Raw genomic sequence first — 21,921 nt, forward strand, 5'->3', positions numbered from 1 at the left:
TTTAGGTGTTTTTTTATATAGTTTTGTAATATGAGGCAAAAAACATTGGCTATTATGGCAGCTGGATTGGGATCCAGGTTTGGAGGTTTGAAACAAGTCCATGCTGTTGTAAACAACTATGCCATTTTGGACTTCTCCGTTTACGATGCGCTTCAGGCTGGATTCAATCACATAGTGTTTATTGTTAATGAAGACCTAATATCTGTTTTTAAAGCACGTTATTTAAATGTTTTTCCAGAGCATATTAAAGTGGATATAACCCTTCAGGACACTTCAGGTTTACCAAAAAGAAAGAGACCTTGGGGAACAGGTCACGCCTTACTTTCTTTAAAAAAGCTTGTCCACAACAATTTTGCACTAATAAATGCAGACGATTTTTATGGTAGAGATGCTTTTAAATTGATGCATGATGCGTTATACACAGACACAAACAAGCAGAACTACTTTATAGGCTATCCATTGAAAAATACCTTATCGGATTTTGGGGCAGTTTCTAGAGGTGTATGTATTTTAAACAAAAATCAGGATCTTAAGAATATTGTGGAACATACCAATATTAGCAAAGAAAATCTTTCAATGCCATTGGACACGATAGTTTCCATGAATTTTTGGGGATTTACACCAGAGGTATTCAACATTGCTGACTCCTTGTTTGCAACATTCCTCAGAAAACACAAAAACTCCCAAACAGCTGAATTTTTTATTCCACAAATCGTTGATTTTATGATTAATGAATACGATAGCGTTTTTAAAATGCTTGAAACAAGCGCCAAATGGTTTGGTGTTACATACAAGGAAGATGAGGCTAAGGTAAAGGAACAACTGCAGGAGTTAATTTCCTTGGGAATATATCCTAAAACATTGTGGTAAGCTTTGGAGACACTAAAACACATATGCAATCAATTCCAGATAAAGGCACCTGTTTTAAAAATGGATGTTTTGGCTTCTGGACATATAAATGACACTTATTTAATAACATGTAGTAATGGTTTAAATTATGTGCTTCAAAAGATTAACAATCAAGTTTTTAAAAATGTAAAAGATATTGTTTTAAATAGAATATTGGTCAGCAATCATTTAAAAAAAGAGTATGCAAAAACAGGTAGCTCCTACCAAGTAGCTAGTTTTATTCCATCTAAAAACAAGACTTTTTTTGTAGAAACAACTCATGGGTTTTGGGTGATGATGGATTACATTCCAAATTCCAAAACCATTGATCGAGCAGAAAATAATAAACAAGTTTTTGAAGCAGGGAAATTGTTTGGAAATTTTTTGGCCTCCACTTCTACTCTAGAAAGCAGTGAGGTTATAGAAACCCTTCCAAAATTCCATTCAGTTCCTTTTCGGTTTTCTCAATTTGAACAAGCCCTTAAACAAGCCACACCTGAAAGAATATTTAAAGCCAAACACCTTATTGATTTTGTTTATGATTTTCAAAAAGATATGTTTTTACTTTCAGAATTAAAAGAAAAACACATATTTCCTACTAGAATCACGCATAACGACACGAAATTATCAAACATTTTATTCGATCCGGGAGACAATGGTTTAGCTGTAATAGATTTGGATACAGTAATGCCTGGTATTGTGCATTTTGATTTTGGAGATTCCATTCGTTCCATATGTTCGAACACCGAAGAAGATTCAACAGAATTAGAATCAACATCCATCAATTTAGGTTTTTATGACGCTTATTGCAAAGGTTTTGCCACAGACACCTTGAAAATATTAACTCCCATAGAAAAAAAATATTTGCCTTTAGCTGTAAAAACCTTGATTTATATAATGGCTTTGAGGTTTTTAACCGATTACTTAAACAACGATGTATATTACAAAACGGCCTATGAAACCCATAATTTGGTTCGGGCAACAAATCAAATAACCTTATTGAAGAGTGTAATTGAAAATTACATTGACATAAAGAGAATTACTTATTCTAATTTCAATCTAGAGAATATCCCGTAAAACCTCGTTTTTTCTTGGTGTTTCCCAAGTGCCTCCTGTAAAATCCGGGACCATGGTTCTAGCACTATTATTGGCAACAGACAACTCCGACAAAGGGGTAATGGCACTCCAAAGCACACTGTCGTATAAATTGATATCCAAAGCCAACCCTTCATTTAAACAGCGAATCAATCTATAAACCATTACAAAGTCCATACCTCCATGACCCACAGCATTGGCATCTATTTGAGTTTTTAATTTGTTCCATAAAGGATGGTCGTAACGTTCCCTATACGTTTTGTATTCCTCATCATTCAACCAACTGTGTCCCCATTGCAACTCATCATGGCCAACATACAATCTGGATGGATAGCCTTGGTGAGCAGCTTTGGTACCAAATACATTATTTAATCTGGAATAGGGTCTTCCAGTATGTGTGTCGAATTGCAGCATGATGGTTCTTCCTAATTTTGTTTTTATTAAAGTGGTATTCATATCTCCACAAGCAAATTGTTTTACCGGAAAATTTTCCATTCTGGCGCCTGCGCTCAAACTGTCTTCACGGGAACTCATGGATGTTATATAGTCGTAATTGTCACCACGGCCTATATCCATATAAAAGCTGGTTGGCCCCAAGCCATGTCCTGTATAAAAGTTACCGTTTTTCGTTTCATGATGTTTAATGCGCCAATGGTTTTCGTAGTAGTTTGCATCCATCATGTGCTTGCGTAAATCGTGAATGTAAGCACCTTCAGCGTGGTTAACATCTCCAAAAACACCTTGATCTATCATGTTCAGGACCCAAAGCTCTTCGCCATTAAAACAACAGTTTTCCAAGTACATACAATGTTTTTGAGTCCGTTCTGCCACTTCAATCAGTTTCCAGCAATCTTCAAGGGTCATGGCCATTGGTTGTTCGCACGCAACATGTTTGCCTTGTTCCATACCATAAACAGACATTTCAGTGTGGTAGTTCCAAGGAGTGGCAATTATAATTAAATCAATATCGTCTCTTTCTACCAGTTTTTTCCATTCGGTTTCATTGCCATAATACAAATCGGCTGTTGTGTTTTGAATGGTTTTAAGGTACTGGTTGTTTTTTTCAACTTTCTCTTGTTTTAAATCTGAAAGTGCTACAATTTCAGCATGATTGTTTTTTATTAAATAATCGAACATTTGAATCAAAACACTTCCTCTGTTTCCCATACCAATCATGCCTACACGCACTTTGGAAATAGGATCTGCTGTAAGGCCAACGGCATTTCCCTGTGCCTTTTTTTGGGTTAAAAGATGATTAAGCAATTCCTTATCTATGGTTTCATTGTTTTTGTTGGCCAACATACTTGGTGCCAAACCAAAAAATAGACCTGCTCTGGCTGTTAGGTTTAAAAAGGATTTTCTGTTCATGTGTAGCGTGTGTTAAATAAGAAAAGAAAGGTATAAAATTATTTGATGTTTTTGATGTTAAAAACAATGGATTTTGACAGGGTTCAAACAATTATTATCTGAAGGTATCGTAAAAGCTTAGGCTCTAAACTCCTTAAGCCAAGTTAAACCAATAATTTCTTGCTCTAATACTTTAATCGTTAGCTCTTTCAATAAAAGCATTGTAAATTCCGAAAAAAAATGATGATATTTAAATGATTACAGAATTTTAAACAAGATGAATTTATTATTAACCTACATATCCTTAGTCTTTTTAATGCAGATGAACCCAGTACATATTATACCAGAAAGTATTTATAAAGAAGTGCAAGTGGCACTAACTTACTACCCAGAATTGAAAGATGTGCCCATAGAATTCAAGTTTAAAAAAAACATTAAGAAATCCACCATGCAGGCACGTCCTAAAATGGGAAGTTTTTTTAAATCGAAAACAAACCGAAGTTATATCATTCTAATTAGTGAAAAGTTTAAAATTTCAGATAAGGAGTTCTTGACCAAACACATCCCATCCGATATTTTGATAGGTTGGATTGGTCATGAATTGGGACATATTATAGACTATAGAAATAGAAGCAATATGAATTTACTTTGGTTTGGCATCAATTACCTGTTTTCAAAAAACCATATTTTGGAAGCAGAACGTGCAGCAGACACCTATGCTGTAACCCATGGGATGGCAGATTATATTTTAAAAACGAAGGATTTTATTTTAAACCATGCAGAGATTACCGAAACATACAAACTTAGAATTCAAAAGTTTTATTTGTCTCCCGAAGAAATCATGCATCTTGTAGAGCAAAGTGAAAGCAATTAATTGCCAGTAAAAGCTTCCCATTCAGCAAATGTATCTTCGTTCATAACCCGTTCCATTTTAACCTGTCCACCCTTCTTTTTATTATTGGCATTCCAGTCATAAAATGTTTCAGGACCTACCACTGTTACCCTTACACCTTTAAGCGCTTTACTTCTAGCTACTTTATAGTTTTTATTGGCCTCTTTTAAAAAGGAGTCCAAACTTGCTGCCATTTCTGTGGTATCCGGTTGCTTTATATCGCTACCCAAATACCAACAATGATAAAACTCGCCATCTTCACAGCGTTTGGCACAAATAGTATATTCAGGGATTTTTGTTGAAAAGGTATCTTCCAAATGCTTGACGGCATCGTCCATTTTATTTACTGAAAGTTGTGACCCAACGGTATTCAAAAAGAATTTGGTACGACCAGTAATTTTTATTTCAGCTCGTTCTATATCGGTAAATTCTATAGTGTCGCCAATTAAATAGCGCCATGCTCCACTAACAGTGCTTATTACCAGGATATAATCTTGGTTCAAGGACACTTCGGCCAAAGTTAATGCTGGAGCTTCTTGTAGCAAAGAACCATCTTCATTAATGTACTCTGGCTTAAAAGGAACGAATTCAAAATAAATTCCTCCATCTGTTATTAACTGCATGGACGTGGTTTCCGGACGCATTTGACAGGCAATAAAACCTTCGGAAGCCAAATAGGTATCTATAATGGTAACCGGTTGTCCCATAAGTGCATTGAAACTTTTCTCGTATGGTCCAAAGGCAACTCCTCCAGAAGTAAACACTTGCAAGTTTGGCCATATTTCATGAATATGGTTTAAATGATGATAGTCTATAACCTTTTCCAACATTAGCTCTATCCAAGAGGGAATCCCACTTAAGGCTCCAATATCCCAATCTTTGGCGCGTTCGGCAATGGTTTGAACTCGTGTATCCCAATCATCTATTTTTGCAATTTCCTCTCCTGGTTTATAATATCCTTTAAACCAAAAAGGAATGTTACTGGCACTTATACCACTTATTTCACCTTCCAGATGATCATTTTTTTCTTTCAATTCTGTGGAGCTGCCAAGCATCATGATTTCCTTTTCAAAAAAATCTGTAGGTAAATTAAAATTGCTTAAGGCAAACACTTGTTTGATGCCAGCCTGCCTAATGGCTTCAATCATCTCATCAGTAACTGGGATGCGTTTGCTACTTTTTCCAGTGGTACCGGAACTTAAAGCGAAATATGAAGGTTTATCTGGCCAAGTTACATCTGTTTCTCCATCATGTAATTTGTGCCACCAAGTTTCATGGATTTGATTGTAATCGAAATAAGGGATACTGTCAGCAAATTTCTTTTCTTGTTTTTCATGATCCAGAATGGCCTTGAAATTGTAATGTTTGCCAAATTGGGTGTTTTTTGCGCTCTCCAATAGGTTTTTTAAAACATTTTTTTGCTCTTCAACATGATTGGGCTCACCGGAAAACACATCTTTAGCATGAATAACACCTTTTATAATACTGCCTAATATTGCCATATTCAGTTTATTTTATGGATGTTAAAGTTATGGGATTAAATGGTTTCATAAAAACCAAATGTGACCTAGATTGATAAAAAGGTTAATGCAATGAAACAATTCACAGCTCTGTTCTATATGGTTTTGAGTTATTTTTAAAAAACCACCAAAATACCATGGAACATTTTAATTATAACACCATACATTTTTTAATGGTGGCTTCGTAAATGGCTTCATATTGAGGCACAATTTGATAGATATCAAAATTACAGGCTTGTTTTTTGGCTTCTTCCTTAAATTTATTTAGCGTGGTTGCATCATTTAGTATGGAAAGGGCATTTTTGCTCATATCAGCAATATCACCAACATTACTTAAATAACCTGAAACCCCATGAATGTTCACTTCCGGAATTCCTCCAGAATTACTGGATATAACTGGTACACCGGAAGCCATGGCTTCTAAGGCTGCCAATCCGAAACTTTCAGTTTCTGAAGGAAGTATAAACAGATCGGAATAGCATAAAATTCGGTCTATTTCATGACTGTTGCCAAAGAAAACCACTTTGTCTTCAATTCCCAATTGGGCACATAATTGTTCTGCTGGCTCTTTTTCAGGCCCTTCTCCTACCATCATTAACTTGGCAGGCATTTCCTTTTGAATGTTGTAAAACACCTTTATCACATCTGGAATGCGTTTTACCTTCCTAAAGTTGCTGATGTGAGTAATGATTTTTTCGTCTTCGTTTGCCAACAAATCTCGTTGACAATCTGTAAAATGAGGTGTATGTTTTGCAATATCAATAAAGTTTGTAACAACGTGAATGTCGTTTTTAATATCAAATAACCTCAAGGTGTCTTTTTTTAGGCTTTCGGAAACTGAAGTTACGGCATCCGATTTATTGATACTAAAAGTAACTGCTGTTTTATAAAAGGGATGACTCCCAACCAAGGTTATGTCTGTACCATGAAGGGTTGTTACTATGGGCAAGTATATACCTTCTTCCTGTAACATTTTTTTTGCCATGTAAGCAGCATAGGCATGTGGAATGGCATAATGTACATGTAGGACTTCTATTTTATGAAGCTTTACCATGTCAACCAATTTACTGGTTAGTGCCAATTCGTAAGGTTGATAGTGAAACAAAGGATACTCTGGAACTGTCACCTCATGAAAATGTACATGACTTCCCAAAAGTTCCAATCTTACGGGTTGTTTGTAAGTAATAAAGTGTACTTCGTGACCTCTTTTAGAGAGCTCGATTCCAAGTTCTGTAGCAACTACACCACTTCCTCCAAAGGTTGGATAACAAACAATTCCTATTTTCATTTTTTAAGTTTTTAAGTGTTTAAAGTGTGTAACCTTGACAAAACTTTAAGTACTTCATTAATCTATAATCGCTTCGTAAATTAAGCGTTGAATATCTGTTCTTATGTTTTCTTTTAGCAACAAATTAGAATCTGCTTTAGGATAGGTTCTATTTGCCAAAAACACATATACTATTTCTTCTTCTGGGTCTGCCCAAGCATAGGTTCCAGTAAAACCGGAATGTCCAAAACTGGTCATGGATACACAACCACAGGTTGGACCTTCGTCTCCTAATTGAGGCTTGTCGAAACCTATACCACGTCTGTTGTCTTTGTCACAAAAGTAACACGTATTAAACTCATCTACTGTGTCTGGTTTAAAATATCGTTTGCCTCCATAAAATCCTTTTTGCAAGAACAACTGCATGATTTTAGCCACATCGTTGGCATTGCTAAATATGCCTGCATGACCTCCTACTCCATTTTGCATGGCTGCTCCCATATCGTGAACATAACCATGAACTTCTTGGTACCTGTAATAATCGTCTATTTCTGTTGGTACAATTTTTTTGCCACTAAATTTGTTATACGGATTATAGGTGGTATAATTTGCACCCAAAGATTCGTAAAAATGTGTTTGTACCAACTCGTCCAGTCCTTTGTCGTAATAAGTTTCAATATATTTCTTTAAAATGTAATATGGTAAATCGCTATATCTGTAACGCTCTCGATCCAAAAGATCTGTTTCCAATATTATTTTTTGAATTGAATCTTGATAATCGGTTCGCATGTATAAATTGTTTGCAATTTTCACACTGAATTTTTTACTGGGTTCTTTTCTGTAATATTTTGGGTCTGGATGTTTGGTAGAATCCAGCGTAGCATAATAAAATGGTATCCATGGTTTTAGTCTGGCGTAATGCGATAGCATCTTTTTTAAAGTGATGTTCTTTTTATTGGAATTGGCATATTCTGGAAGGATATCAGATAGTTTTGAATCCAATGAAACGATACCATTTTCCTCAAGCTCCATTAACAAAGGTAAAGTTGCCAAGATTTTAGTTAGTGAAGCCACATCGTAAATATCGTCGAAGCTTACAGGTTCTGAGCCTCTGTCGTAAGTATGTGTGCCAAAATTCTTATTATAAACAATTTTACCTTTTCTGGCCACCAATAACTGAATTCCAGGTGTCATTTTCTTGTCTATGGCATATTGAGCAATGGAATCAAGCTTTTTAAGTTTTTCACTACTCATGCCTACACGTTCTGGTAAACCATAATTTAAACGGGATAGATTTGATAAGGCAATGCCATCTCCAGCATGAAAGCCGTTACCAACAGAAACAGGCAACACACCTTTTGCGGAAATGGCGCCAAATATTAATTGAGCCGATTTTTGCTGGGCAATTTCGCTATTTTGATAACTTACTACTATACTTTCAAAATTTTCAACCGTAGATAAATTCAGTAAGGCATAAGGTTTTACAAACAAATCCAGAATCACGTTGTTGGTTCTTGCAATTTCGTATAACCAAACCAATTCCTTATCTGAAAAGGCATAATCTTTCCATGGCGAATCGTTGGATCGATGAAATCCAACGATAACGGTGTTGTAGGCAGATAATTTGGTTATCAACTCATCCAGATTGTCGGCAGACACCTCATGCACTTTGGTGTATTTTTGTAATTCTTTTAGAAATATAGAGCCATCATCGTCTCCCATTTGCACATAAGCAATCTTCTTTTTTTCCAATTTTCTTATTGGAAGGACCTCGTCTTTGTTTTTTAGAACGGTTATGGCATTTTCAAAAAGGATTTCAGAAAGTGTTTCGTCTTTAATTCTGTTTAAATCTTCAATTAAATGTTTGGTTTCAATAGGTTTATATTTGTTTAAGCCCACTTTATATTTGGCTTGAAGGATTTTTTTTACTGAATGCGACAAACGCTCTTCGGTTACAATACCAGCATCATATGCTTCCATGATTTTTGTTATGGCTTTAGGAACATCTTCAGAAATCAAGAGCACATCGTTTCCTGCCAAAAAAGCAGCGAGATCTATGTCTCCAGGCAAACTGAAATTGGAAGCTCCTTTCATGTTTAGAGCATCTGTATATATCAAGCCTTGAAACTGTAAGGAATCTTTTAATATATCTGTGACTATATGATGTGACAAAGATGAAGGAACTCCTTCTTGTGGCTCCAAAGCAGGAACGTTTAAGTGGGCAACCATCACACTGGACAATCCTTGTTTTATTAATGATCTATACGGATATAATTCTACCGAATCTATTCGTTTTTCATCAAAATGTATGGTTGGCAAGGTTTTATGCGAGTCACTATCTGTATCTCCATGACCTGGAAAATGCTTGGCATTGGCCAATACGCCAGCCTCTTGCATACCTTTCATAAAAGCTAAGGCTTTGTTGGTAACATTGTCCCTATCTTCCCCAAAAGACCTGTTCCCAATTATGGGGTTTATAGGGTTGGTATTGATGTCAACCACAGGTGCAAAATTAAAATGAACCCCTAAACGCTTACAGTGTTCTCCCAATTGTTTTCCTACTTGTTCAATAAGGCTATTATCTGTTATGGCTCCAAGGGTCATGTTCCACGGAAACGCATAAGTATTTTCCAATCTCATGCTTAAACCCCATTCGGCATCCATACCTATCAACAAAGGTATTTTAGAGGCATCCTGAAATATATTGTTTATCCTAGCCTGACTCATTGGATCCCCTTTTGAAAAAATAATCCCTCCAATGTGGTGGTTGGTTATTAATTGACTGATTAGGTTTTCATGTGCCAAACCTTGATTGGAAAAAGCCTGTACCATAAAAAGCTGTCCTATTTTTTCTTCCAAACTCATCTGATTGTACAAACTATCAACCCATTTTTGTTGCGCTTCGGCATCCTTGGTAATTAGAGGGTTTGTTGTTTGTGAGAACAGGCTCCAAGAGGTACATAAAAAAAATATCAGATATAATAAGTGGCGCATATATTTATACTTTGAGAAGCTATTTACGGTTATGTTTTAAAACTATGCCAAAATAGTACTTTTAGAAAGAAGATTAAAAGACTTTAAGATAGATTTATAAAGATAATATTAACCACACAAACGTTGTTAAGTCATTTTTTATTTTCAAATTCAAAAAATTACTCTCTCTCTCGTTTTATGAACTTCTTTTAGTACTTTTGAATAATTATTTGATTAAAACTTTTACCATCCTTTTTTATTTAAAAATTATATATGAAATATTTTTCTGGTTTTTTGTTGCTCTTATTGTTCACTGGTTGTTATGAAGTTGAACGTCATTGCGAAAACTTTCAAACAGGCACCTTTTACAGTGAAATAACCATAGATGGTAAGGTTTACAGATCGGAATTTACAAGAACCAAAGACCTTCAAATTGAAACGTATAATAACAAAGTGGACTCGTCTCAGGTAAGATGGATCAACGACTGCGAAGTTGTTTTTAAAACCATCAACCCTAAAAGTATGGCAGAAGAAAAGGACATCCACTTAAAGATATTAGTGACTACCGATTCCACTTACACCTTTGAATATTCGTATGTTGGAGAAAAAACCAAACAAAAAGGGATTGCAACAAAAATAAAGTAAGATGTTAGAGTTTTTATTATCTGGAGATGCCATCATGGCGTTGTTAACATTAACATTTCTGGAAATTATTCTAGGAATAGACAATATTGTTTTCATTTCTATTGCTGCCAATAAACTCCCGGAACATCAAAGGGCCAAGGCTACAAATATTGGACTTATTTTGGCTATGGTTCAAAGAATCATCCTCTTGTTTTTTGTTTCTTTTTTAATTGGCCTTAAAGAACCTTTTTATACCGTTGAAACCAGCTGGTTACATATTGGTATTAGTGGTCAGGCTATTATTCTGTTTTTAGGTGGCTTGTTTTTAATTTATAAAAGCACGTCTGAAATTAGGGAAAAAGTAGAAACTCCGTCTCATGATGAAGATCAAGTAAAAGGCAAGAAAATCAAATCTCTATCCCAAGCCATTACACAAATCTTGATTATAGACTTTATTTTTTCCATAGATTCCATTTTAACTGCTGTTGGAATGACCAATGGCTTGCATCCAAACCATAATTATGCATTGGTATTAATGATTATTGCTGTGGTTATTTCAATTATCATCATGATTGTTTTTGCAAACCCAATTAGAAAGTTTATTGATGAACATCCAAGTATGCAAATCTTGGGCTTGGCATTTTTAATTCTAATTGGTTTTATGCTTATTACAGAAGCAGCTCACTTATCTGAAACATCCATTTTTGATCAAACTGTTGGAGCCATCCCTAAAGGATATCTGTATTTTGCGATAGCGTTCTCTTTATTTGTGGAATTTCTAAATTTTAAAATGCAGAAAAAACGATTAAGTAATAAATAAGCTTCTTTCAATATAGAAAAAGACCATTCACAAATACGGAATGGTCTTTTTTTGTTTTAAAGGTTTTTAAAGGTTTATCTTTTAATTATTTTATGGGTTGTTATATTCCCATTTACTGCAGATCTTAAGAAATAAGCTCCTTGGCTTAAACTGGAAAAATCCAGGGTAACCTCCATGGTTTTTGGACTTAAGTCCATAACCTTTTGACCAAGCATGTTTATAACTTCTATGGAATCTATATTTTGTTTAGCATTTACATGTAACAATCCTGTGGTTGGATTTGGATAATAATTGAATTGAGTAGCCGAAAATTCATCTACAGACAAAGCGCCACAAGTTACATTGGCAATCCAACCTGTTTCGGTAACACTTCCATCTGAAGTGAAAACCATGGTCAGAGCACCAGACGCATCCGAGGATGTAAAAGCATCACCTACAGAAAGTAAACTTGTTGCTACAGAAGGGACCCCTCCATCACCACTTTCTTCACCACATAAAGTTTGGGCCAATACTGGAAATGTTGCATCAGGTCCATCATAAATAGTTAAATAATCCCAACAACCATCTTGAGTACCGGTACCTGTTGCCGATTCAATATCCACATAGGTAAAGGTAATGGTTACATACTCTCCTGCCACATCAGGTGTTATGGTAGTGGTAGTGCTCTCGTTTACGGCATAGTTTCCTGAAACACCTCCAGAGTCCACAAATGTGCCACCACATACAGGTGGTGCTGCTTCAGTGGTGAAAGTGTCTAAATCTGTTGCAGACATGCCTGCTGTATCACAATCAGCCATAATGTAAGCATCATATGTGGTTGCAGCCATTAATCCTGTGGCTGTAGCAGTATTTGTTCCAAAAGGCACATTTTCGGTATAAACAGGTGTTGCTATTTGTGGATCATCTCCATTATTAAACACGCTAAACACATAACCATTGCTGGCATTGGCTGTTTCATCCCAAGCATAGGTTGCCGTAGTATCTGTAGTTGCTGTATTGGTGAAAGTTCCTGGCGTTACACAACTTGGTGGTGGCCCACAAGTAACATCTGCCAACCAACCTGTTTCTTGAATGCTTGTATCGGAAGTGAACACAAAAGTTAATGCTCCTGAAGCATCCGTAGAAGTAAACGACATACCAATGGACAACAAACTACTTCCCACAGATGGAACACCCCCATCTCCACTCTCTTCACCACAAAGTGTTTGAGCCAAAACAGGATAGCTTGTATCTGGACCGTTATAAACAGTTAAGAAATCCCAACAACCATCTTGTGTTCCAGTTCCTGTAGACGATTCAATATCCACATAGGTAAACGTCACTGTAACAACATCTCCAGGGTTGTCTGGGGTTATAGTGGTTATGGTATTTTCGTTAGGTAGATATGGCCCGGTGGCACCACCAAGATCTGCATATGTACCACCACAAACAGGAGGCGCTATGTCTGTTTCAAAAGTTAAGGAAATGGCATTAGACAGACCATTTGTATCGCAATCTGCCGTTATATAAGCATCGTACATGGTTTGAGCCATCAATGGTGTGGCTGTAGCTGTTAGAGTTCCTGAAGCTATGTTTTCTGTATAAACCGGAGTGTCAGTAAGAGGGTCATCTCCAGCGTTAAAAACACTAAAGATATAACCATTGGAAGCGCCTGTTACTGCATCCCAAGAAAATGTGGCTGACGTATCTGTTATGGTTCCTGCAACAAAATTTACAGGGTCTGGACAGGAAATAAGCAAGCTTAACTCAAAATCGAAAGCAGCAGCATCATTGGCATCATCCCATTCTATGAGGTAGGTTGTTCCACTGACCACAGGAATGACCAATGTGGACGTGTTATTGGCACCTGAATTGTCATCGGAGGCAATACAGGTTAAATTCATACAATCATTGTTATAAACCGAAACCCTGGTATCTATACCAGAATTTGAAGCTAAATCTGATGTAATTGTCAAATCCCCTGAATTCGTTGCCGTATACCTATACCATTCGGCATTGGTTGCTCCAGTTAAGCAAACATTGGAAGCTCCTGTACTTGAATTTGAAGGTCCGTTTGAATTTATAATCCCTAAACCAATGGTAATGGCATCGTCACATACAAAATTGTTATCTATTCCTATAGGACCATCTATAGTAAACATACCCAACTCAGCATTGTTACTATTTACGGTTCCAACAGCAGTTGCTGTTCCTGTGGATACATCTACAGTATAAATATTGTTTACACCTCCTCCAATATATCCAGCCATATATAAGGTATTGGATACAGGGTCTACATCTGCTTCTTGAGCAAAGGAAATATCCACTCCTAAAGGCCCCACCAATGTAGCAGCTCCTGTACTTGGGTTAAGGGTATAAAAATTGTCATTACCTATATCTGCCATGTAAATAATGCCGTTATTATCAATGGCAATCCAAATTCCTAGAGTGGTACCTGTAGGCCCTACCAAAGTTAATGCACCTGTACTTAAGTTTAAAGTGTACAAGTTGGTAGTGGTTCCATCAGTTGTAAGTGCATACATGGTAGAGTTGGTTTTATTCCATGACAAGCCAGAATATGTTACTCCTGCAGCAGCTCCAGTAAGCGGTGCCACAACAGTTATGGCTCCAGTATCTGGATCTATGGACAGCAAATTGGCATTGGTGGTTTCCAAAGCATACAAGGTTCCGGTAACATCGAAATCGGAAGCATAGATGTCGTTTGGAATTGTTGCAATATTGGAAATATTAAAAGGACCTGTTAGAGGAAAACTCCCATAAACCCCACCGTTTCTAACATCTAAAGCATAAACATCGCCAGTGGCTCTAAATGTGCTGTTTGATATTTCTGAAGACTGGTAATAATTCTTTAAAATCTGCTTTTCTTCTTTACTGAGTAAATTAGTAGGCTCCCTTTCAGCCATATTGCTGACGGATTGAACTTTTTCCAAAACCTTTTCCACTTCGGTAGGAAGGTAGGATTCTCTGGCTGTTTGCGCATAAACTGACGTAACAAATAACGTAACTGTAAGCATAAACAGCTGTTTTAATGTAGTATTTTTCATAAAAAATAAGGATTGATTAACACCTAAAAATACAAAACAAAACCTAATAAACATCATTTTAATGGAAAATGCATGAGGTTAAGTTATTAACAATTAAGGAATTGAGCCCTGTAGCAGTTTTTTTATAAAGATTTGCATTCCTTATTTTACATGATTTATTCAGTTTAAGTGAAGAATAAAAAAAGTCTGGTTAAATTAACCAGACTTTTAATAAACCTTAATGATGAATTTAGAACAAGGTGATTTGACCTTTTCCGTCCAAACTGTCTGAATCACCTTTATCTTGGTCGGTTTTTTTTGAGGGGTCATTTGATTTATTTGATTTGCTTTCGTTAGAAACATCGGTTTCATCCACCACTTCTATGTCTTCAGCTGGTGTTTCTTCTGGAGCTTCGTATGGCAAGGGATCCAACAAACTTACCTGGTTTATTTTATCCTTGGTTAACTGATTGCCTTGAGCTGTAATTCCTTTTACGGCAATAAATTCCTCAAAGTTTACTTCCATATTGTCTTTTCTGTCTTTGCCTCTTTCTTTGGTGAATTCTACTTCAGCCATCGGTCTCCAGTCTGTAGATACAATTTCCAATTGTGAATTTGGATGATCGGAAATAAAGCGTTCTTCTTTGGATTCGTTTTCTACCACAAAACGCTTCACATAATAACGTTCTTTTTCGCCATCAAAATAAATGGCTGAAATGGGTTTTTTAGGAATCCATTTTTCCATAACAATCATGTCATCGTCAAAATGTGTGGTAATTTCTGGAATAATGGTTTTAACGGTTCCCGATTGTGTAATGATAAGGATCCTGTCTTCTCCCCGAAACTCTCCAACCAATTCCCCTCTCTCATCAACATTTAAGCGTTGCACTGTATCGTCGAACCATATTTTACGAGGCTTTAAAGTGGAAACACCTTTTTCTTTGAGTTCTACTTTTTTAATGGCATGCTTGGTCACTTTATTACCTTTGGAGGCACGCCCTTTAATCAAGACATCGGCAAAATCCAAGTCCCATTTTAATTTTTTGATACTGCCTACCTGCCTTAAGTAAATGGTTACCATTTCTGCCTCTCCATTAGGGTTGGCGGAAAAATACCATACCAAGGAGCCTTTGTTGCCATTGGTTAAATCGTATTCTTTATCACGTGTAATGGAGGTTACAGCAAAACGTTTAACGTACGATGGACCTTTGCTGCCATCTCTATAAATCATGTTGTAAATGGTGCGCTTGTCTTTTTTCTTGAACACAGCCACATGAATGATGTCTTTGCCTACAAAGGTTTTGGCATCTACTTTGCTCACCATCATTTTACCTTCTTTGGTAAAGACAATAATGTCGTCTATATCACTACAATCGCAAACATATTCATCTTTTTTAAGTGAGGTTCCCACAAAACCTTCAGCTCTATTTACGTATAGTTTGGTGTTTCTTATAACCACTTTGGTGGCATCTACATCATCAAAGGTTCTAATTTCTGTTTTTCTTTCCCTGCCTTTTCCATAATCTTTTTTAAGCCTTTCAAAATATGCAATGGCATAATCTATCAAATGTGCCAAATGATGTTTTACTTGTGCTATTTGATCTTCTAAGGCATCTATTTTTTGTTGGGCCTTATCGATATCGAATTTGGAAATACGTTTGATGCGAATTTCTGTAAGTCTTACAATATCTTCTTCTAAAACTTCACGTTTTAGGTGTTTGGTATGTGGTTTTAACCCTTTGTCAATGGCTTGGATGACACCTTCCCAAGTTTCTTCTTCTTCAATATCCCTATAAATACGGTTTTCTATGAAAATGCGTTCCAAAGAAGCAAAATGCCATTGTTCTTCAAACTCGCCCAATTGAATTTCCAATTCACTTTTTAAAAGCTGAACCGTATTATCAGTAGAACGACGAAGCATTTCTGTGACACCCACAAATAAGGGCTTGTTGTCTTCAATGACACAGCCTAAAGGCGATATGGAACTTTCGCAACTGGTAAAGGCATACAGGGCATCGATGGTTTTGTCTGGTGAAATACCACTAGGCAAATGCACCAATATTTCGACTTCGGCAGCTGTATTGTCTTCAATTTTCTTGATTTTTATTTTCCCTTTGTCGTTGGCTTTTAAAATGGAATCTATTAGTGATGAGGTATTGGTTCCATAAGGGATTTCGGTAATGACCAAGGTGTTTTTGTCCAATTGGGAGATTTTGGCCCTTACACGAACCCTTCCTCCCCGCATCCCATCGTTATAATTGCTGATATCTATAATTCCAGCCGTTGGAAAATCTGGATAGAGCGTGAATTTTTTTCCTTTTAGGTGTTTTATGGAAGCATCAATGAGTTCAATAAAATTATGAGGTAGGATTTTGGTTGAAAGCCCTACAGCTATTCCCTCTCCACCTTGAGCCAAGAGCAAGGGAAACATGACCGGAAGGTTCACGGGCTCTTTCCGTCTGCCATCGTAAGAGGCTTGCCATTCGGTAATTTTAGGGTTGTAAACCACATCCAGGGCAAATTTGGACAAACGTGCTTCTATATAACGGGCAGCGGCAGCACTATCTCCTGTTAGGATGTTTCCCCAGTTTCCCTGTGTATCAATCAAGAGGTCTTTTTGGCCAATTTGCACCATGGCATCAGCAATACTGGCATCGCCATGAGGATGGTACTGCATGGTATGGCCCACAATATTGGCTACTTTGTTGTAACGTCCATCATCCAAATCTTTCATGGAATGCATGATGCGACGTTGTACGGGTTTAAAGCCGTCTTCAATTGCTGGGACAGCACGTTCCAGAATTACATAAGAGGCGTAATCCAAAAACCAGTCTTTAAACATGCCAGAAACCTTGGTAATGGTTTCGTGGTTCTCTTCTTGTTCATTTAACAAATCGTCGTTCTCTTCACTCATGAATCGGTAGATTTTCTATTTTGTTTAATCATTTTACTTAATGATTGCTTGATGTATTTTCTTTTTTTCTTGGAAACCAGTGTCACATTAAAACGTTCCTTTCTGGTATGTCCGTGGGTATCTTTTATATATAAAACCAATTCTTTATAAACCAGGTAATTGTTGAACTTAAAGCCAGCTAACCTGTCTTTATAAAATTCAACTGTATATTCTCTATAATTAAAATGGTCTGATAATAACAATCCTTTGTTTGTGACCACCACTTTTATTCCATCGCTATCGTATTCAAAATATTTTGAGATAAAATGAACCAGAAAAAAAAGGACAGCAAAGCTTAAAATAAGGATTAGAAAAGTGGCCAATGGATTATCGGTTACATCACTGAAAGCCCTAAATACCGTTGCTAAAAGTATGGCAAGGACTATCAGCACAAAATACACCGAAATTATAACATTTCTTACTTTGTGGTTATTGGTTCTCATATATTTTCTTCTACTAAATCCAACTCCACTTTTAAGTTGTCAATAATAAAGTCCTGCCTGCTTGGTGTGTTTTTTCCCATGTAGAAGGAAAGCAACTCTTCTATGGACATGTCTTTGTCCAACATGACTGGGTCCAAACGTATGTCTTCTCCAATAAAATGGACAAACTCGTCCGGAGAAATTTCACCAAGCCCTTTAAATCGTGTGATTTCCGGTTTTGGTTTTAATTTCTCTATGGCTTCTTTTCGTTCTTCTTCAGAATAACAATAAATGGTTTCCTTTTTATTTCTTACCCTAAACAAAGGGGTTTGCAAGATGTATAGATGCCCTTCTTTTATGACTTCCGGGAAAAACTGCAGGAAGAAGGTGATCAACAACAAACGGATGTGCATGCCATCTACATCGGCATCTGTAGCAATTACCACATTGTTGTAACGTAAATCCTCTAGGGATTCTTCAATATTTAAAGCTGCTTGAAGTAGGTTGAACTCTTCGTTTTCGTACACAATTTTTTTACTTAAACCATAACAGTTTAGGGGTTTCCCTTTTAGGCTGAATACTGCTTGTGTGTTTACATCCCTGGACTTGGTGATACTTCCTGAAGCCGAATCCCCCTCTGTGATAAACAGCGTTGTTTCCAGATATCTTTCGTTTTTGGTATCGCCAAAATGCACACGGCAGTCGCGAAGCTTTTTATTGTGTAGGTTTGCTTTTTTTGCCCTGTCTTTGGCCAGTTTCCTAATTCCTGAAAGTTCTTTGCGCTCGCGTTCTGCCTGAAGGATTTTACGCTGAATCTTTTCGGCTGTGTCTGGGTTTTTATGTAAGTAATTGTCCAGATGGGTTTTTAGAAAGTCGTTTACAAAGGTACGAACGGTTGGCAGCTTCCCTCCCATGTCTGTGGAGCCCAACTTGGTTTTGGTTTGACTCTCGAACACGGGTTCCATGACTTTGATGGAAATGGCAGAGACTACCGATTTCCGGATGTCTGAGGCTTCGTAGTTTTTTCCATAGAACTCTCTAAGGGTTTTAACCAAGGCTTCCCTAAAGGCCGACAAATGGGTTCCACCTTGTGTGGTGTTCTGACCATTTACAAAGGAATGATATTCTTCGCTATATTGTGTTTTGCTATGTGTTAGGGCCACTTCTATATCGTCTCCTTTTAAATGAATAATAGGATACAACATGTCTGAATCTTTAATGTTTTCTGACAATAGATCTTTTAGGCCGTTTTCACTGAAGTACTTTTCGCCATTGAAAATAATGGTTAAGCCTGTGTTTAAGTACACATAGTTTTTGAGCATTTTAACCACATACTCGTTTCTGTACTTGTAGTTTTTAAAGATGGCATCGTCTGGGACAAAGGACACTTTGGTCCCTTTTCTTCGGGAGGTATCGTCCAGGAGTTCTTTATTGCTCAGGTTTCCTTGTTCAAATTCGGCAGAAGCCGATTTATTGTCCCTAGTGGATTCTACCCTAAAGTATGAGGAAAGGGCATTTACGGCTTTGGTACCAACACCATTTAAACCTACCGATTTTTTAAAGGCTTTGGAATCGTATTTTCCACCTGTATTCATTTTGGACACTACATCTACCACTTTTCCCAAAGGGATGCCACGCCCGTAATCGCGAACGGTGACCTTATTGCCGTGAATGGACACGTCTATGGTTTTTCCGGCACCCATAACATATTCGTCTATGGAGTTGTCCAGAACTTCTTTTAAAAGGATATAGATACCATCGTCTGGTGAAGAACCATCGCCCAGCTTGCCAATATACATTCCGGGACGCATGCGTATGTGTTCTTTCCAGTCGAGGGAGCGTATGTTGTCTTCGGTATAATTGGATTGTTCAGTCATAAAATGGGTGCAATTTTTAGGTACGATGCTAATATAAGGTTTCGCGCTAAAATATAAAATACCGAGCCCACAAAGTAATTAACAATAAAAACGCCCATGTTGTTGAGAACATAGGCCATTTTTTATGTTGTTTTGGTTATTGCGTGTTTAAAAGGCGTAACCTATTCTTGCATGAAGATTGACAGCGACGTCGCTCTTGTTGTTAATATTGTATTCTTCTCTGTAGTGAATGTATCCGATGCCAAAACCTGCTTCGTAGTTGAAGTGTTTGCCCAGGTTTCTTCTGATGCCCCAGGTTGGAATAACCATAAAGTCTGATGCCATATTTACTTCTCTATTTGAATCTGTAAGGAACAGATTGGGGTTATAGCTGGTTTTTAGGGAGATGAAATTGCCACTGTTACCATCAATACGTTTGCCTTTGTTGAGGCGTTTGTTTAGGTTGTAGTAAAAACGGGGTTCTAAGGTAAATACAGGAATCAAGCCCAAACCTTTTTGGTTTGTATAGGTGTTTTCCCAGGTACCGAGATCCAATCCTGTTTCTGCCCTTAATGCAAATTTATTGGAGAGTTTGAATTCTCCATGAACCCAGAGACCCGAAAAACCCGTTTGAATGCCAAAGACGGCTGTTTCAACTGTTGCTGTTTGTTTCTTGTCTTGAGCATGGCCATGAAGAATAGCGCCATATAGTATGGCCACGATTAAAAGGTGTTTCATTTAAGTTGTATTTGGGGTTTGTTACACGTTAAAAAGGAAGTGCATGACATCGCCATCTTTTACGATGTAGTTTTTTCCTTCGACACGCATTTTTCCTGCTTCTTTTACTTTTGCTTCGCTGCCATAGTGCACGTAATCATCATAAGCTATGACTTCGGCACGGATGAAGCCTTTTTCAAAATCGGTATGGATGACGCCTGCTGCTTGTGGTGCCGTGGCGCCTATGTCTATGGTCCAAGCACGCACTTCTTTAACACCTGCTGTGAAATAGGTTTGCTGGTTAAGGAGTTTGTATGCCGCACGGATAAGTTTTGAGGAACCTGGTTCGTCCAAACCTATGTCTGATAAGAACATTTGGCGTTCTTCGTAATCGTCGAGTTCGTTAATATCGGCTTCTGTGCCTACTGCGAGAACCAATACTTCGGCGTTTTCGTTTTTTACGGCTTCTTTAACTTGATCTACGTATTTATTTCCGGTTACTGCAGCACCTTCGTCTACATTGCAAACGTACATAACCGGTTTGTCTGTAATGAACTGACTAGGTTTTACAAAATCGAGGTAGTCTTCTTCTGAGAAATCTAAGGCTCTTACGGAGGTACCTGCTTCGAGGGCAGCTTTTATTTTAAGGAGTACGGCTTCTTCTTTTTGGGCGTCTTTATTGCCTGTTTTTGCAGCGCGTTTTACTTTGTCGAGTTTTTTATCGACGGTTTCGAGATCTTTTAATTGGAGTTCCATATCGATGGTTTCCTTGTCCCGAATGGGGTTGATGTTGCCATCGACATGTACGATGTTATCGTTATCGAAACAACGGAGTACGTGCAGGATGGCATCGGTTTCCCGGATGTTTGCCAGGAACTGGTTGCCTAGCCCCTCTCCTTTGCTGGCGCCTTTTACCAAGCCGGCAATGTCTACAATTTCTACGGTTGCAGGTAATACGCGTTCTGGTTTTACCAAGGCTTCCAGTTTTTGTAGTCTGGGATCTGGAACGTTTACCACCCCAATGTTGGGCTCTATGGTGCAAAACGGAAAGTTGGCACTTTGCGCTTTGGCATTTGACAAACAATTAAAAAGGGTTGATTTCCCTACGTTTGGTAATCCGACAATTCCTGCTTTCATTCGATGATATTTATTGTTTTCAAGGGTGTCCTGTTATATCTATTCTAGCTTTTTTGGTATGGAAACATCTAGAATGGATATTTTATGCGTTTTATTTTAAGGTTGCAAATATAACTAACCTAGGCATTAGTAGAAACAAAAAAGTATAAATAATGTTTGTGGTTTGTGGTGTTTGGTTTGTGGTTTGTGGTGCTCCATCACTGGGGTGTGGTGCTCCATAGCTGGGCTACGACAGGCAATCACTGAGCTACTACAGGCAATCACTGAAGTCCAACACTCCATCACTGAAGTCCAACACTCCATCACTGAAGTCCAACGCTCCATCACTGAAGTCCAACGGGCAATCACTGAAGTCCAACACTCCATCACTGAAGTCCAACGCTCCAT

The 21,921-nt window shown here is 37.4% G+C and carries 15 protein-coding genes; 5 read left to right on the forward strand and 10 right to left on the reverse strand.

Features of this window, described 5'->3' with window-relative positions; genetic code table 11:
- Positions 1–30: 30 nt before the first annotated feature.
- The gene (locus D778_RS11160; protein ID WP_040492269.1) at positions 31–870 is read left to right on the forward strand and encodes a sugar phosphate nucleotidyltransferase; all 840 of its coding nucleotides are present in this window, start codon (positions 31–33) and stop codon (positions 868–870) included.
- Positions 871–873: 3 nt separating this feature from the next.
- Positions 874–1,965, forward strand: a complete 1,092-nt coding sequence (locus D778_RS11165; protein ID WP_040492270.1) for a phosphotransferase enzyme family protein — start codon at positions 874–876, stop codon at positions 1,963–1,965.
- On the opposite strand, the gene D778_RS11170 is transcribed toward D778_RS11165, so the two are convergent.
- Entirely contained in the window at positions 1,948–3,351 is a 1,404-nt protein-coding gene (locus tag D778_RS11170) for a Gfo/Idh/MocA family protein (protein WP_007650712.1), read from the reverse strand. The two genes, D778_RS11165 and D778_RS11170, sit on opposite strands and share 18 nt — an antisense overlap.
- Before the next feature lie 256 nt (positions 3,352–3,607).
- Between D778_RS11170 and D778_RS11175 the strand changes: the two genes are divergently transcribed.
- Positions 3,608–4,204 (forward strand): hypothetical protein, encoded by a 597-nt coding sequence (locus D778_RS11175; RefSeq protein WP_007650714.1) that lies wholly within the window; start codon positions 3,608–3,610, stop codon positions 4,202–4,204.
- Here the strand turns inward: D778_RS11175 and D778_RS11180 are convergent.
- The 3 genes from D778_RS11180 to D778_RS11190 all read right to left on the reverse strand — a co-directional run bounded on the left by D778_RS11180 (position 4,201) and on the right by D778_RS11190 (position 10,003).
- Positions 4,201–5,724 carry a GH3 family acyl-acid amido synthetase gene (locus tag D778_RS11180; RefSeq protein ID WP_007650715.1) on the reverse strand — a complete coding sequence of 508 codons (1,524 nt, stop codon included), beginning with the start codon at positions 5,722–5,724 and terminating at the stop codon, positions 4,201–4,203. The genes D778_RS11175 and D778_RS11180 overlap by 4 nt on opposite strands.
- A gap of 169 nt (positions 5,725–5,893) precedes the next feature.
- Positions 5,894–7,030: an N-acetyl-alpha-D-glucosaminyl L-malate synthase BshA gene (gene bshA, locus D778_RS11185; RefSeq protein ID WP_007650717.1), complete on the reverse strand. Its 1,137-nt coding sequence runs from the start codon at positions 7,028–7,030 to the stop codon at positions 5,894–5,896.
- A 57-nt stretch (positions 7,031–7,087) separates the two neighbouring features.
- On the reverse strand, positions 7,088–10,003 hold the full coding sequence (locus tag D778_RS11190; RefSeq protein ID WP_007650721.1) for a glycoside hydrolase family 3 N-terminal domain-containing protein: 2,916 nt from the start codon (positions 10,001–10,003) through the stop codon (positions 7,088–7,090).
- Positions 10,004–10,255: 252 nt separating this feature from the next.
- On the opposite strand from D778_RS11190, the gene D778_RS11195 reads away from it, so the two are divergent.
- Both D778_RS11195 and D778_RS11200 read left to right on the forward strand, forming a co-directional pair.
- Entirely contained in the window at positions 10,256–10,627 is a 372-nt protein-coding gene (locus tag D778_RS11195) for a hypothetical protein (protein ID WP_007650724.1), read from the forward strand.
- Position 10,628: 1 nt separating this feature from the next.
- Positions 10,629–11,426, forward strand: coding sequence for a TerC family protein (locus tag D778_RS11200; RefSeq protein ID WP_007650726.1), 798 nt, complete (start codon positions 10,629–10,631; stop codon positions 11,424–11,426).
- Positions 11,427–11,500: 74 nt separating this feature from the next.
- Here D778_RS11200 and D778_RS11205 read toward each other — a convergent pair whose 3' ends face one another.
- The 6 genes from D778_RS11205 to ychF form a co-directional block, all read right to left on the reverse strand.
- Positions 11,501–14,440 (reverse strand): T9SS type A sorting domain-containing protein, encoded by a 2,940-nt coding sequence (locus D778_RS11205; RefSeq protein WP_238307667.1) that lies wholly within the window; start codon positions 14,438–14,440, stop codon positions 11,501–11,503.
- Positions 14,441–14,699: 259 nt separating this feature from the next.
- Positions 14,700–17,363: a DNA gyrase/topoisomerase IV subunit A gene (locus tag D778_RS11210; RefSeq protein WP_007650733.1), complete on the reverse strand. Its 2,664-nt coding sequence runs from the start codon at positions 17,361–17,363 to the stop codon at positions 14,700–14,702.
- Complete coding sequence (locus D778_RS11215) at positions 17,360–17,845, reverse strand: hypothetical protein (RefSeq protein ID WP_007650734.1); 486 nt, start codon at positions 17,843–17,845, stop codon at positions 17,360–17,362. Before D778_RS11215 ends, D778_RS11210 begins: the two co-directional genes overlap by 4 nt.
- Positions 17,842–19,701, reverse strand: a complete 1,860-nt coding sequence (locus D778_RS11220; protein ID WP_007650735.1) for a DNA topoisomerase IV subunit B — start codon at positions 19,699–19,701, stop codon at positions 17,842–17,844. The genes D778_RS11215 and D778_RS11220 overlap by 4 nt, the downstream gene beginning before the upstream one ends.
- Before the next feature lie 147 nt (positions 19,702–19,848).
- Positions 19,849–20,418 (reverse strand): hypothetical protein, encoded by a 570-nt coding sequence (locus tag D778_RS11225; protein WP_007650736.1) that lies wholly within the window; start codon positions 20,416–20,418, stop codon positions 19,849–19,851.
- A gap of 21 nt (positions 20,419–20,439) precedes the next feature.
- A complete protein-coding gene (gene ychF, locus D778_RS11230) occupies positions 20,440–21,534 on the reverse strand; it encodes a redox-regulated ATPase YchF (protein WP_007650737.1) in 1,095 nt (364 codons plus the stop codon).
- Positions 21,535–21,921: the final 387 nt, after the last annotated feature.

The sequence above is a fragment of the Xanthomarina gelatinilytica genome, assembly GCF_000348685.1.
GTDB classification, from domain to species: Bacteria; Bacteroidota; Bacteroidia; order Flavobacteriales; family Flavobacteriaceae; genus Xanthomarina; species Xanthomarina gelatinilytica.